General features: G+C 43.5%; 8 protein-coding genes. All 8 read left to right on the plus strand.

Going from position 1 to position 15,169, the window contains the following annotated elements; translation table 11 throughout:
• The first annotated feature begins 244 nt into the window (after window positions 1-244).
• Window positions 245-2,185, plus strand: a complete 1,941-nt coding sequence (locus CBW18_RS00130) for a sialate O-acetylesterase (RefSeq protein ID WP_088299245.1) — start codon at window positions 245-247, stop codon at window positions 2,183-2,185.
• A gap of 260 nt (window positions 2,186-2,445) precedes the next feature.
• The gene (locus tag CBW18_RS00135; protein WP_088299246.1) at window positions 2,446-3,321 is read left to right on the plus strand and encodes a sialate O-acetylesterase; all 876 of its coding nucleotides are present in this window, start codon (window positions 2,446-2,448) and stop codon (window positions 3,319-3,321) included.
• Window positions 3,322-3,369: 48 nt separating this feature from the next.
• Window positions 3,370-4,338, plus strand: a complete 969-nt coding sequence (locus CBW18_RS00140; RefSeq protein WP_088299247.1) for a glycoside hydrolase family 43 protein — start codon at window positions 3,370-3,372, stop codon at window positions 4,336-4,338.
• A 78-nt stretch (window positions 4,339-4,416) separates the two neighbouring features.
• Window positions 4,417-6,351 (plus strand): alpha/beta hydrolase-fold protein, encoded by a 1,935-nt coding sequence (locus tag CBW18_RS00145; protein WP_088299248.1) that lies wholly within the window; start codon window positions 4,417-4,419, stop codon window positions 6,349-6,351.
• An 18-nt stretch (window positions 6,352-6,369) separates the two neighbouring features.
• On the plus strand, window positions 6,370-8,793 hold the full coding sequence (locus CBW18_RS00150; protein WP_216359172.1) for a glycoside hydrolase family 127 protein: 2,424 nt from the start codon (window positions 6,370-6,372) through the stop codon (window positions 8,791-8,793).
• A gap of 34 nt (window positions 8,794-8,827) precedes the next feature.
• Window positions 8,828-11,314, plus strand: a complete 2,487-nt coding sequence (locus CBW18_RS00155; protein ID WP_088299249.1) for a glycoside hydrolase N-terminal domain-containing protein — start codon at window positions 8,828-8,830, stop codon at window positions 11,312-11,314.
• A gap of 26 nt (window positions 11,315-11,340) precedes the next feature.
• Entirely contained in the window at window positions 11,341-12,918 is a 1,578-nt protein-coding gene (locus tag CBW18_RS00160; protein ID WP_088299250.1) for a glycoside hydrolase 43 family protein, read from the plus strand.
• 165 nt (window positions 12,919-13,083) lie between these two features.
• Window positions 13,084-14,865: a glycoside hydrolase family 43 protein gene (locus CBW18_RS00165; RefSeq protein WP_253248922.1), complete on the plus strand. Its 1,782-nt coding sequence runs from the start codon at window positions 13,084-13,086 to the stop codon at window positions 14,863-14,865.
• Window positions 14,866-15,169: the final 304 nt, after the last annotated feature.

The following is a 15,169-nucleotide window of genomic DNA, read 5'->3' on the forward strand; positions in this document are numbered from 1 at the left end:
CTGGGTGTTGGCTTTGAATTAAATTTGTTCTTGCCCCGCTCACGCTCGTTTCCAAACCAGCACAGGCATAAAGCTGTGAACGATTGGGTTTCCAGATCAGGTGTTTGTTTTTTTACGTTCTTCTTCCTTTCAGCGAAAAGGTGCCGATAGGAGGCCAACTTAAACATTTATCGCACTTTTTTATTCAAATCTGTTTTATTGGCTTAGGCAATTAAACTAAATTTGAAGATTAACCAATTATAGCATGAGCCTGAGCAAGCGCTTTATTTTTTTTCTATACCTTATTTTTTGTGGGGCCTCGGCAGGAAATGCCCAGATCAGATTGCCGCATATTATCTGCGACAGCATGATCCTGCAGCGCGATCAGCCTTTGGAAATATGGGGATGGGCTTCACCAGGCGAACGGGTGATACTCCATTTTAAGGGAAAGCAATTCAGCACTACAGCAGGTGCAGATGAAAAGTGGCGCATCGCACTTCCGGCCGTGAAAGCGGGCGGGCCTTATACCATGGAATTTTCCGGTAAAAATAAAGTGGTATTAAAAGATGTTCTTTTTGGTGATGTATGGCTCTGCGCCGGACAATCCAATATGGTACACCAGCTGAAGGTACACAATATTACCTACGCAAAGGACATTGCTGATGCAAATTATCCGCAGATCAGGCAATTCTGGGTGCCCACTGCCACCAATTTAAACGGACCATCCAAAGACCTGCCTAAAAGCAACTGGAAACCGGCCACCCGGGAAGGCATCAATGATTTTTCTGCTGTGGCTTATTTTTTTGCACGTAAAATCTATGAAGAACAAAAAATACCCATCGGGATCATCAATTCAAGTGTTGGCGGAACCACAATTGAAGCCTGGACAGGGGAAGACGGATTAAAAGGAATGGATGGAGTCAGTCAGGTTATTGCCCGTAATAAAGACACGGCTGCGGTTAACAAAATAAACAGGATGGCCGATGCCAACCAAGCCCCGCCGGCAGTAAGTGCCGATAAAGGCTTGCTGGAGGAGGTGAAATGGTTTGATCCGGCATACCAGCCTAAAGGGTGGCGTAAGTTTGATCTGCCTGGTTACTGGGAAGATCAGGGCGTGCGGGATCTGGATGGTGTGGTCTGGTTCCGGAAAGAAATAGAAGTACCTGCTGGTATGGCCGATGCTCCTGCCTTTATCCAGCTGGGAAGAATAGTTGATGCAGACCGCCTTTACCTCAACGGAACGCTTGTGGGTTCAACGGGCTATCAGTATCCTCAAAGAAGATACCATGTCGCCGCCGGTGTACTAAAGCCCGGTAAAAATATTTTGGTGGTTCGGGTTGAAAATTCAAATGGAAAAGGAGGTTTTGTGCCAGATAAACCGTATTCGATTGAAGCCAATCAACAGATAATCAGTTTGAAAGGAGAATGGCAATATAAAGTAGGAGAAACTTATCGACCTGTATTTAGAAAGGGCCCCTTCCGCATTCAGGAACAGGCGCAACCTACCGCACTTTATAATGCGATGGTAGCACCTGCTATTCAATACGGGATAAAAGGCGTATTGTGGTATCAGGGTGAAAGTAATGTTGGCAATGCATTGGCCTATAAAAAGTTATTGCCGGCCATGATTCAGGACTGGAGGACGCAGTTTAAAAAACCTGACCTTCCGTTTTACTATGTTCAACTGCCCAATTACGGCGATATGCGCTATCAGCCAGGTGAAAGTGCCTGGGCTTTGTTGAGAGAAGCAGCACTGGAAACACTCCAGGTACCCCATACCGGAATGGCCGTTACAATTGATCTTGGAGAGTGGAATGACATTCATCCGGATGATAAAAAAGATGTTGGCGAACGCCTGGCATTGATTGCTGAACGATGGAGTTACGGAAGAAAAAATCTCGTTTATTCGGGGCCAATTTACAAATCCTCGGCTATTGAAGGTCGTCAGATGATCCTCCGTTTTGATCATATCGGTTCAGGCCTGAAAACAATCGATGGAGAAGCCCTTTCACAGTTTGAAATTGCCGGTGCAGACAAGAAATTTGTATGGGCAGATGCAGAAATTAAAGGTGATCAGGTGATTGTTCATTCATCACAGATTGAAAAGCCGATGTATGTACGTTATGCCTGGGCAGATAATCCGGTTAATCCAAATTTATATAACCAGGAAAACCTTCCGGCCTCACCGTTTCGTACTGACAGGTAGCCTGATTAAGTTTCAGGTTAATTAATGACCTTCCATACCTGTTTTATTCTTTTCATTCAAGGGTACTTAAAGATGTTTGTATCCAAAGCGTTACCTCTCAAAATCAACGGTAAACATATTTTCTATAATAATCATCAAAACTTCCCGTCTGAAACGGGCATATCGCCTAGTTTTATCCTGTGGTATTCCTGATCGGGTCATTATTAAGTTATAGTGATTTTTTAAATCAGGAAAGGCACGATGAATATTAATTTATCACCATGAATGACCAAAAACTGCTAACCAGAATTTTATCGCCTGTTAATTTAAAAAGGATCATTATACCTGCGCTGTTATTTTTAACCCTGCCATTTACTTCCTTTGCACAAGACCCGGATTTTCATATTTACCTTTGCCTGGGCCAGTCAAATATGGAAGGAAATGCCCGTTTTGAGGCACAGGATACCGTTCAGGTTGACCCTCGTTTTCAGGTTTTGCAGGCGGTTAATTGTCCGGATTTGAAGCGGGAAATGAATCAATGGTACACTGCCGTTCCGCCTTTAACCCGTTGCAATACCGGCTTAACACCAATTGATTATTTCGGGCGCACCATGGTTGCTGAACTTCCTGAAAAAGTACGCGTTGGGGTGATTGTAGTAGCTGTCGGCGGATGCAAAATTGAATTATTTGATAAAGACAATTATACCTCTTATACGGCCACTGCACCAGAATGGATGAAAGGTATGCTTCAGCAATATGATGGTAATCCTTATGGTCGTTTATTAAGCCTGGCAAAGGAAGCACAGAAAAAAGGCGTTATTAAAGGAATATTGCTACATCAAGGGGAATCCAATACCGGCGATAGCTTATGGGTGCACAAAGTAAAAGGCGTTTATGATCACCTGCTTCAGGATCTTCATCTGCAACCTGATCAAGTGCCATTGCTTGCGGGCGAGGTTGTGAATGCAGATCAGGGTGGGGTTTGTGCCAGTATGAACAATATCATTGCAAAGCTGCCTCAAACCATTCCTGCTGCACATGTCATTTCCTCAAAAGGTTGTACTGTAGCTGCTGATAAACTCCATTTTAATGCTGCGGGTTATCGTGAACTTGGAAAGCGATATGCTGCACAAATGCTTTCGCTGTTAAAAAAATAAGACTAAATCCCTGCAGTTTAATTATTAAACTAACCAAATACGAACGATATGAAATTCCCTTACCTGATGCTGCTGATTGCGGTGATCTGCTCCGCACAAAGTAATTTAAAGGCACAGAATCCCGTTATTAAAAATATTTTTACGGCCGATCCGGCACCAATCGTGTATAAAAATACCGTTTATCTTTATGCCGGGCATGATACGGCTACAGTAAAAGATACCAACTATAAAATGCCCGACTGGCATGTGTTTTCTTCTCAGAATATGGTCGATTGGAAAGACCATGGCGCGCTGCTTTCACCCAAAACATTTTCATGGGCAGGCGGAGATGCTTATGCTGCACAATGTATTTTCCGTAACGGTAAGTTTTACTGGTTTGTATCAACAGGGCATCAGAAAAATGCGGAAAGTGGCGGCGGAATGGCCATTGGGGTTGCTGTATCAGATCATCCGACGGGGCCATTTAAAGATGCGATAGGAAAGGCACTAATCACCAATGAAATGACCAAAGATAAAAAACACGGATGGGATGATATCGATCCTACTGTATTTATCGACGATGATGGCCAGGCCTATCTTTTCTGGGGCAACGGCAGTTGCAAAAGTGTAAAACTTAAAAAAAATATGACGGAGCTGGATGGGCCGATTACGGTATTGGATATTAAAAACTATATAGAAGGCCCCTGGGTTTATAAAAGAAAGGGAAATTATTACCTGGTTTATGCGGGCGCCGGCACCAAACCCGAAATGATTGAATATTGTATGGCTAAAAGTCCGCAGGGCCCTTGGGTGTACAAAGGGATTATTCAGGAAAACGTAGCCAATAGTTTTACTACGCACCCGGGAATTGTAGATTTTAAAGGAAAATCCTATTTTTTCTATCATAACGGCAAGTTGCCAACCGGTGGAAGTTACAGAAGATCAATTTGCATCGATTATATGCATTACAATCCGGATGGTACGATTCAGAAAATCATTCAAACAACTGAAGGTGTCGCTGCCGTTGGTAAACGCTAAACCAGCCCATTCAATCATAAAATGCAACAGTACAGACAGCATTGCTGTGCCTGATAACCTTAATTAACCTAACCAAATATGCTTAAACCTTCACAATTTCATATCGCCTTGCTCTTCGGCATTTCAGCGCTATTTACCTTTCCGGCTTTCTCACAGGGCATGGTAACACCGGGCCCGCCGGAATTTGACGTAGAAAAACCAAATATACCCCATGGGAAAATCGATACCCTGACTTATGCTTCCAAAACTGTTGGAAACAATCGCCGGGCCCTGGTCTACACGCCGCCGGGTTACGCTAAAAATAAAAAATACCCGGTTTTATATCTTTTGCATGGCATAGGAGGTGATGAAAAAGAATGGTTCAGGGGTGGAAAACCACAGGTCATTCTTGATAATCTGTATGCAGATGGGAAAATTGAACCGATGGTGGTGGTAATGCCCAACGGAAGAGCCATGAAAGATGACCGTGCAACGGGTAACATTATGGCGAAAGATAAAGTAGAAGCCTTTACCAACTTTGAAAAAGACTTGCTGAATGATCTCATTCCATATGTGGAGAAGAAATTAAGCGTCTACAAAGACCGCGAGCACAGGGCAATTGCCGGCTTGTCAATGGGCGGAGGCCAGTCTCTCAATTTTGGTTTAGGTAATCTGAATAAATTTGCCTGGGTAGGTGGATTTTCTTCTGCACCAAATACCAAATCGCCTCAGGAACTGGTACCTGATCCGAAAAAAGCAAAAGAAATGCTGAAGTTATTGTTTATTTCCTGTGGGGCAAGTGATAACCTCATCAGCTTCAGCAAGCGTACACATGATTACCTGCAAAAAAATGATGTCCCGCATATTTATTTCATTGAGCCAGGTGTACATGATTTTAAGGTATGGAAAGATGGTTTGTATATGTTTTCGCAGTTAATTTTCAAACCCGTAGATACCGCCACATTTTCTAAATATCCGGTAGCAGGAGCACCGGCCTCAACTAATATCGGATCAAACAAATATCCGCAGATTCTGGATGATCACCGGGTGATGTTTAGTATTTCTGCACCAGAAGCCCAAAAGGTACAGGTAGATTTAGGGAAAAAATATGATATGGTAAAGGATAGCCAGGGAAAATGGACGGCCACCACTGATTCTATTGGCGAAGGCTTTCACTATTATTCGCTCATTATCGATGGCATTCCGGTAGCCGATCCGGCCAGTAAAACGTATTATGGAATGGGCAGGATGGCTAGTGGTATCGAAATACCATTTACAGGTGGTGCTTATTATGCTTTGAAAGATGTGCCACATGGTGATATCCGGTTGAAGAAGTATTTTTCTAAAGTCACCAACTCCTGGAGACAGTTGTATGTATATACGCCACCAGGTTATGATGCCGGTACCAGTGAAAAATATCCGGTGCTTTATATTCTCCACGGAGGAGGTGAAGATGAAACGGGATGGGCAAACCAAGGGAAAACTGATCTGATCCTGGATAACCTGATCGCGGCGCAAAAGGCCAAACCCATGCTCATTGTCATGCCTGATGCCAACGTGGGTGGATCGGCTTTCGCTGAAAGCGGATTAAAAACGTTTGAATCCGAACTCAAGGAGGTGATCATTCCACTCGTGGAAAAAACGTACCGTACCAAAACCGATGCTGCAAACCGCGCTTTGGCAGGTTTATCAATGGGCGGAATGCATACCCTGTATACCGGAATCAAAAATACAGCTGATTTTGCATATCTGGGCGTGTTCAGCTCCGGCTGGATTGTTGGTCGCCAGAATGAGGTAGCCGATGCCCAATACGATTTCATGAAAAACAACCGTGAAAAAATCAATGCTAACCTGAAACAGTTCTGGATTGCCATGGGTGGTAAGGAAGATATTGCTTATAAAAACTGTCAGGTCATGATGGATAAACTGAAAAATTTAAACATCAATTACACTTACCAGGAGTACCCTGGCGGCCATACCTGGCCGGTATGGCGCAATAATCTTTACCAGTTTTCTGCCTTACTTTTTAAATAACACGATATAAATAATATAATGATGAAGATGCTATGGAAGTTTCCAGCCGCTAAAACTATTTTACCGCAATGCTGCTTTGCTGCTGTACTGATGACAAGCTTTTGCGGAACCGTGATTGCACAGGACAAGTTGTATCCCAATACCTTTCCACTCGAGCAGGTCACTTTGCTTAAAGGGCCATTTGGCCATGCCCGCGACCTCAACATTCAAACTTTATTGAGTTATGATCTGGATAAATTACTCTATCCTTACCTGAAGGAAGCCCAGTTGCCAGTTGTTAAAAGTGGCTATAAAAACTGGGATGGCCTTGACGGGCATGTTGGCGGACATTACCTTTCTGCGCTGGCTTTTAATTATGCTTCTACCAATAACCCGGAATGTAAAAGCCGCATGGATAAAATGGTTGAGGTGCTGAAAGCATGCCAGCGCAAAAATACGGCAGGGCAGCCTGATTGGGGAAAAGGCTATGCAGGTGGCGTACCAAACAGTCGTGAGGTATGGTCGAAACTTAAAAACGGAGATTTTAAAGCTTATAAGGCGGCCTGGGTGCCCTGGTATAACTTACACAAAACATTTGCCGGTTTGCGTGATGCCTGGGTATACGGAAAAAGTGCGGAAGCCAAAGATGTTTTTCTTAAATTCTGCGACTGGGCCATTGACATCACATCAGGTCTTTCTGAACAACAGATGCAGGAAATGTTAGATATAGAGCATGGCGGAATGAATGAGGTGCTGGCTGATGCCTATCAGCTTAGCGGTAACCAGAAATACCTGAATGCGGCCATGCGTTTTTCGCATCAGATGTTACTCAAACCAATGTCAAATGATCAGGATAACCTCGATAATAAACATGCCAATACACAGGTGCCGAAGGCCATTGGTTTTCAGCGGATCGGCGAATTAAACCACAATAGTGCTTATGAAGAATCGGGGCATTTTTTCTGGGAAACCGTTACCGGAAAACGCAGTCTGGCCTTTGGTGGAAACAGCCGCAGGGAGTTTTTTCCGAGTGCCGCCGCCAGTGCTGATTTTGTAAATGATGTGGAAGGCCCTGAAACCTGCAATACCTATAATATGCTTAAGCTTACCGAGGGATTGTTCAGGGAGAAACCCGATGCGAAATACGCTGATTTTTACGAACGCGCACTCTACAACCACATTCTTTCTACGCAGCATCCGCAACATGGCGGATATGTTTATTTTACACCAGCCAGGCCAAGGCACTACCGGGTTTATTCGGCACCAAATGAAGCCATGTGGTGTTGTGTGGGCAGTGGCATGGAAAACCATAGTAAATACAACGAATTTATTTATACACATCGTAAAGATTCCTTATACCTGAATCTGTTTATTGCTTCTGAACTGGATTGGAAAGAAAAGAATATTAAACTAAAGCAAGAAACCCTGTTTCCTGATGAAGCGCGTACCCGGCTAACCGTAACAAATGGTTCAGCAGCATTTACCCTCCTGCTCAGACACCCTTCGTGGGTGAAAAAGGATAGTATGGAAGTCAAAATCAATGGAAAAAAAATAAGCTATACCTTATCTCCTTCATCTTATATCGCTATTCAGCGTAAGTGGAAAAAAGGGGATGTGGTAGAACTTGATATGCCGATGGAATCAACCATTGAGCGTCTGCCTAACCTTCCGGAATATGTGGCCATTATGCACGGACCAATTTTGCTGGGTGCCAAAACCAAAACGGAACACCTTAACGGACTGATCGCAAATGATAGTCGCTGGGGGCATATTGCCAGTGGTCAGAAGTTAGCCATTGATCAGGCACCAATTTTAATTGATCAGGATATAACTAAAATCTCCGGTAAGCTTGTTCCGGTTGCGGGTCATCCCATGCAGTTTTCTTTTGTCAATGAACAAATTATTAATCCCGAACCACTAACGCTTGAACCCTTTTACCGCATTCATGATTCGAGGTATATGATGTACTGGATGGCTTTAACACCAGGTCAATATAAAGATTATCTGAATGAGGTAAAGCAATCCGAGGCGGAGAAAATGGCACTTTCAGCACGTACGGTGGATTTTGTAGCCCCTGGCGAGCAGCAGCCCGAAGTGGATCATCAGCTGAAGAGCGAACGTTCTCAAAGCGGATCTTATTTGGATGAATTCTGGCGGGATGCCGGCAACGGCGGATATTTTAGTTATCAGTTAAGTACCGGCGGTTCGGACGCATTGTTACTTCATGTCCGTTATCATACTATAGGCAATGCCAATGGTCAGTTTGATATTTTGATTGACGACCAAAAATTATTAACCGTTAATCCTGCTGCCGTGCAACATAAACCTGGCTTTTACAACCAGGAATATAAAATTCCCGTAAGCATGCTTAAAGGCAAACAAAATATCCGGGTGAAATTTGTATCCCTGGATAAGAAAGCTACCGGCAGGGTTTATTATGTCCGTTTAGTGAAGCCTGAATAAACGATATCATTCCTAAAGCAATAAAAACCTTTCAATGAACCCAGGCAAACACCTCAGGATACTGACATTCATATTCTTATTTTCAGCTGCTTTTAGTTCTTTTTTAAAAGCCCAGCAAGCTGATGATTCCAGATTAAAACTCTGGTATCATCAGCCTGCCGGAAAAGTGTGGGAAAATGCCCTGCCTGTGGGGAATGGCATGCTTGGTGCCATGGTGTATGGAAATGTGGAACGGGAAATCCTTAAACTCAATGAACATACGCTTTGGAGCGGAGGCCCGTACCAGAATGATGTTCCGGAAACCATCAATTATTTAGCAGAAATCAGGCAGTTGATTTTTGATGGAAAACACAAAGCGGCAGAAAACCTGGCCAATAAAGTGATGTTTGGAAAAAAATCTTCCGGACAGATTTTCCAGCCAGCAGGAAATCTCGAACTCAGTTTTCCAGGTCAGGATGTTTATCAAAACTATCGTCGGGAACTGGACCTGGAAAAGGCTGTGGCGAAAACCAGCTATACAGTTGCCCGGGTAACCTATACCAGAACCACATTTGCCGCTTTTGGTAACCGGGTGATTGTGATGCGGTTTACGGCCAGCAAGCCTGGACAAATTTCTTTCTCAGCGACTTATACTACGCCACACAAAAATGTGGTCAGGTCTTCGGAAGCAAAAGACCTGATGATGGAAGGCACTTCAAGTGACCATGAAGGGGTAAAAGGAAAAGTAAAATACCAGGTTATCAGCCAATTCAAAAATGAAGGGGGTAGTACCATTGTTTCAGACAGCAGTATCACGGTAAAAAGGGCAGATGCGGTTACGGTTTATATTTCCATTGCCACCAATTTTAATAATTATCTTGATGTGAGTGGAAATGCTGCTGCCCGTGCTTCAGCATACCTGAAAAAGGCCGTGGCAAAATCTTATGCCAGCGTGTATCATACCCATGTAGCAGAATATCAAAAATATTTTAACCGGGTGCAATTGGACCTGGGAACAACTCCTGCTGCTGCATTACCTACGGATCAGCGGCTGGCAAATTTCAGAAAGGTAGATGATCCGGCTTTTGTAGCCCTTTATTACCAGTTCGGGCGTTATCTGCTGATCAGTTCTTCGCAGCCCGGGGGGCAGCCGGCAAACTTACAGGGCATCTGGAATGATAAACTTTATCCGGCCTGGGATAGTAAATACACCATCAATATCAATGCACAGATGAATTACTGGCCGGCAGAACCTACTAATCTTGCTGAATTGCATGAACCTTTTCTGAAAATGGTAAAAGAAATGGCTGAAACCGGTACAGTCACCGCCAGGAACATGTATGGTGCAAGAGGATGGGTCGCCCATCATAACACGGATATCTGGAGAAGTACCGGCCCTGTGGATGGGGCATTTTGGGGCATCTGGAATGCCGGTGGCGGGTGGACAAGTCAGCACCTCTGGCAACATTATCTCTATAATGGCGACAAAAACTACCTGAAAACGGTTTATCCGGTGATGAAAGGAGCAGCGGCTTTTTACAAAGACTTTCTGGTAGTACACCCGAAATATAAATGGCTGGTGGTTAATCCGGGCACTTCCCCCGAAAATGCACCCCAGGCACATGGGGGTTCATCTATAGATGCCGGCACAACCATGGATAACCAGATCGTGTTTGATGTTTTCTCTTCGGTGATCCAGGCCGCAAAAATCCTGAACATTGATCAGAATTTCACCGATAGCCTGGCGAAGATGCGGGCCCAATTACCCCCGATGCACATCGGTAAGTACGGACAGTTGCAGGAATGGCTGGATGATATCGACAGTCCGAATGACAAACACCGTCATATTTCACACCTTTATGGGCTCTTCCCTTCCAATCAGATTTCGCCATATCGCACACCTTTACTTTTTTCGGCAGCCAAAAATACGCTATTGCAGCGGGGAGATGTTTCAACCGGCTGGAGCATGGGCTGGAAAATTAACTGGTGGGCCAGGATGCAGGATGGAAATCATGCCTATCGGCTAATCCAGAACCAATTGACACCATTAGGCGTAAATCCGGGCGGTGGAGGTACCTATAACAATCTTTTTGATGCGCACCCGCCTTTTCAGATTGACGGAAATTTTGGTTGCACCTCCGGGATTACGGAGATGCTGATGCAAAGTGCTGATGAAGCCCTGCAGCTCCTGCCGGCACTTCCCGAGGTATGGAAGAAGCAGGGAACGATAAAAGGATTACGCGCCAGGGGTGGTTTTGAAGTAAAGGAAATGGGATGGGTAGCGGGTAAACTGACTAAAGTTGTAATCAGGTCAACCATTGGCGGTAACCTGCGTCTTCGGGTGCCCGATGAGCTAAAAGGCCGGGGATTTGTACTGCAACCCGCTAAGGGAAGCAATCCAAATGTATTTTATGCCGTAGCTAAAACACCTGCTGCCCTGTTGTCTGAACATGCAGTAACTGCCGAACCGGTTTTGCGGGAGACTTTCTTATATGATATTCCTACAGTTGCAGGAAAATCTTACACACTTCTGTTAAAATGATCTTTACAATCAAAACAATATATAAAATGAAGATGAGAAAATTACTGGCCTGTCTGCTGTTTATCGCCTTGTTAAACCTGCAGGCATTTGCTCAGCAACAGGCACAAAATCCGGTTATTTTTGCCGATGTACCCGATCTTTCCATGATCCGGGTTGGTGATACCTATTACATGAGCAGCACCACGATGCACATGAGCCCGGGTTTGCCGATCATGAAATCAAAAGACCTGGTGAACTGGCAAATGGTGGGTTACGCCTATGATACACTGGCCAATGTAGATGCACTGAATCTGGTTAATGGTAAAAGTGCCTATGGAAAAGGTACCTGGGCGAGCAGTTTGCGCTATCATGAGGGGATTTATTACGTGAGCACTTTCGCTCAGACTACCGGAAAGACGACCATCTTCAGCACCAAAAATATCGAAAAAGGAAACTGGAAAAGGATAGATTTCAAACCCAGTCTTCATGATCATTCTTTATTTTTTGATCACGGAAAAGCCTACATGGTATATGGCAGCGGGAAAATTAAATTGGTTGAGCTGAAGGCTGACCTCAGCGGAATCAATACCGAGGTGCCTGAACGTATATTAATAGAAGATGCCGGAATGCCTTCGGGTAATGCAGGCGGCTTGCCTGCCGAAGGCTCACAATTATTTAAGGTGAAAGGAAAATACTACCTGTTCAATATCACCTGGCCAAAAGGAGGAATGCGGACCGTAGTGATCCACCGCTCGGATAATTTATTCGGCCCTTATGAAGGGAAAGTAGCTTTACAGGATAAGGGTGTGGCGCAAGGTGGCATGATTGATACACCTGAAGGAGACTGGTTTGCCTATTTGTTTCGGGATAATGGCGCCGTTGGACGGATTCCTTACCTCGTGCCGATCAGATGGGAAAATGACTGGCCCATCTTAGGGATTGACGGCAAAGTGCCCGAAACACTTCATTTGCCAAAAAGTAAAGGAATGATTCCGTCGATTGCTGCTTCAGATGAATTTATCCGAAAAAAAGGAGAACGTGATTTGCCACTGGTTTGGCAATGGAACCATAATCCTGATGCACAATACTGGTCGGTTCACCAAAGAAAAGGTTATCTGCGGTTAACTACCGGACGTATTGATACCAGCTTTCTTACTGCCAGGAATACGCTTACGCAACGCACCATCGGCCCATTTTCATCGGCCACTACGGCTTTGGATCTTTCCAATATGAAAAACGGTGATTTTGCCGGCCTGGCAGTTTTACAGAAAAATTATGGACAAATCGGTATAAAAGTAGATAATGAGCATAAGTCGATCGTTTTCGTCAATGCTACCGGGGGGAAAGCCAAATTATCAACAGCAATTCCCATTCAGCAAAACAAAATATTCTTCAGGGTTGATTGCAATTTTGCTGAAAGAAAAGATCTCGCTACATTCTTTTATAGCCTGGATGGAAAAGCATGGATAAGCATTGGCGATCCGGTAAAAATGAGCTATACCATTCCGCACTTTATGGGTTATCGCTTTGCACTTTTTAACTATGCAGAAAAAGAATCAGGTGGCTATGTTGATTTTGATTATTTCCATTTGTCAGAAAAGCCTTCCATTCAGAGCACAGAATAAAAAGACAAGCCTTTTTTATACCAAAATTGAACAATAATGCTAATAATTTAGTCAATAGTTCAACGCTGCGGTATCTGATAGGCCTATCTTCGGAATTTATTAAGGGTATGAATGTGTGGTGATAATGGCCAGCATTCATCTGGAATAACCAATATAAACTGATTTATGAACAAACCATTTGAAAACCTTTTTCTAAAAATGAAAAATCTGGACAAACCATATTTTTCTTTTAAACTTATACTCGCAGGTGCATTAACCTGTTTCACCTTTTTTTTATTTAGCGCTTTTACTCAGAATGCTGATGGCCGTAAACCAGTGCCATCAGCTATTCCTTTATTTAGTAATTACGTTTATCAGGGTGACGATGATATTTATAAAAAATATCCCCTAAAAGCCGATGAGTTTTATACACCCATCCTTCAGGGGTGTTATCCAGACCCCAGCATCACCAAGAAAGGAGATGATTATTACCTGGTGGTTTCCTCTTTTGCATTCTTTCCGGGGGTTCCTATTTTTCATTCTAAAGATTTAGTAAACTGGAAACAACTCGGACATGTATTAGACCGCACTTCGCAACTAAAAGTGGCACGTTCGGGCATGAGTGCCGGCATTTATGCACCAGCCATCTTATACAACAAGCTTAATGATACCTTCTATATGATTACCACGCAGATTGCAGGCGGAATGGGGAATATGGTGGTGAAAACGAAAGATCCGGCCAAAGGATGGAGTGAGCCTTATAAACTAAAATTTGATGGCATCGATCCGTCATTGTTTTTTGATGATAACGGAACGGCCTACGTGGTGCACAATGATGCTCCTGAAAAGGAATTGTATACCGGTCACCGTGCCATCAAAATCTGGGAGTATGATTTGGTAAATGACCAGATTATTCCGGGTACGGATAAAATTATTGTGAATGGCGGGGTAGACCTGAGCAAGCGCCCGATATGGATTGAAGCGCCACACATTTATAAAAAGAATAATAAGTATTACCTGATGTGTGCCGAAGGCGGTACAGGCGGTGCGCACAGTGAGGTTATTTTTGTGAGCGATAACGTTAAAGGGCCATATGTACCTTCAGCAAAAAATCCAATTTTAAGTCAGCGTCATCTTCCGGCTAAAAGGGCAGATAAAATAGACTGGGCAGGTCATGCTGATCTGGTAGAAGGTCCGAACGGACAGTATTATGGCGTGTTCCTGGGCATCAGGCCAAATGAAAAAGACCGTGTAAATACTGGTCGCGAAACGTATATTCTTCCGGTAAACTGGGATGGAGAGTTTCCTGTTTTTGAAGGTGGACTGGAGCCTTTAAAAACAAAACTGAAAATGCCTGCAGGGGTTAAAAATAACACCGGCAAACCTGGTTTTTTCCCAAATGGAAACTTTACTTTCCGGGATAACTTTTCTGCAGGAAAGCTGGATTACCGCTGGATTGGATTAAGAGGGCCGAGAGAAGAATTTGCTGCAGTAACGCCCAATGGTTTGCAGATTAAGCCCTTTGCTAAAGATGTAAAAGCGGCTGAACCCATTTCTGCATTGTTTCAGCGGCAGCAGCACAATAGCTTCTCCACCACGGTAACGATGAATTATAAACCAGATACGGATAAAGATCTGGCCGGAATTGTTTGTCTGCAAAAGGAAAGCTATCACTATGTTTTTGGTGTCACTAAAAAAGATAATGATTATTACCTTTTATTGCAACGTACGGAAGACAATGCCTCAACCATATTGGCAAAGGTAAAAATTGATGTTAACCGCCCTATCAATTTGAAGGTAGCTGCAAAGGGTGATGATTACACTTTCAGCTATGCTACAGGAAACAAGAAATTTACCAATCTGGGTGGTACCGTTTCTGGTGATATCCTTTCAACAAATGTGGCAAAAGGATTCACCGGTGCCCTAATCGGACTTTATGCTACTTCAGCAAGCGAGGTTAAATTGTAAGCAATCGTTATAAAAAGTAAATTTTAAAGTATGCGCCCTGGTTTGTGGAAACACGACCAGGGCTTTTTATTTATCCTCCTTTTGTATTGAGACAATTTAATTATCGGATGAATATTAATAACATCACTATGTCCATTTTATGACTAATACATCATACATCATTTAGTCTTTTCGGTATTTTTCGCAGGTTTGGTGTTTTGTTATCCTGCTGAAACATTCCCATTATGAATGCTTATGCGTTTTTTTTATGTTTTGGAGATTAAAATACACTAAGTCTTAAAAATATTATTCAGGGTAATAAATA

The sequence above is a fragment of the Pedobacter sp. AJM genome, assembly GCF_002197755.1.
Lineage (GTDB): Bacteria > Bacteroidota > Bacteroidia > Sphingobacteriales > Sphingobacteriaceae > Pedobacter.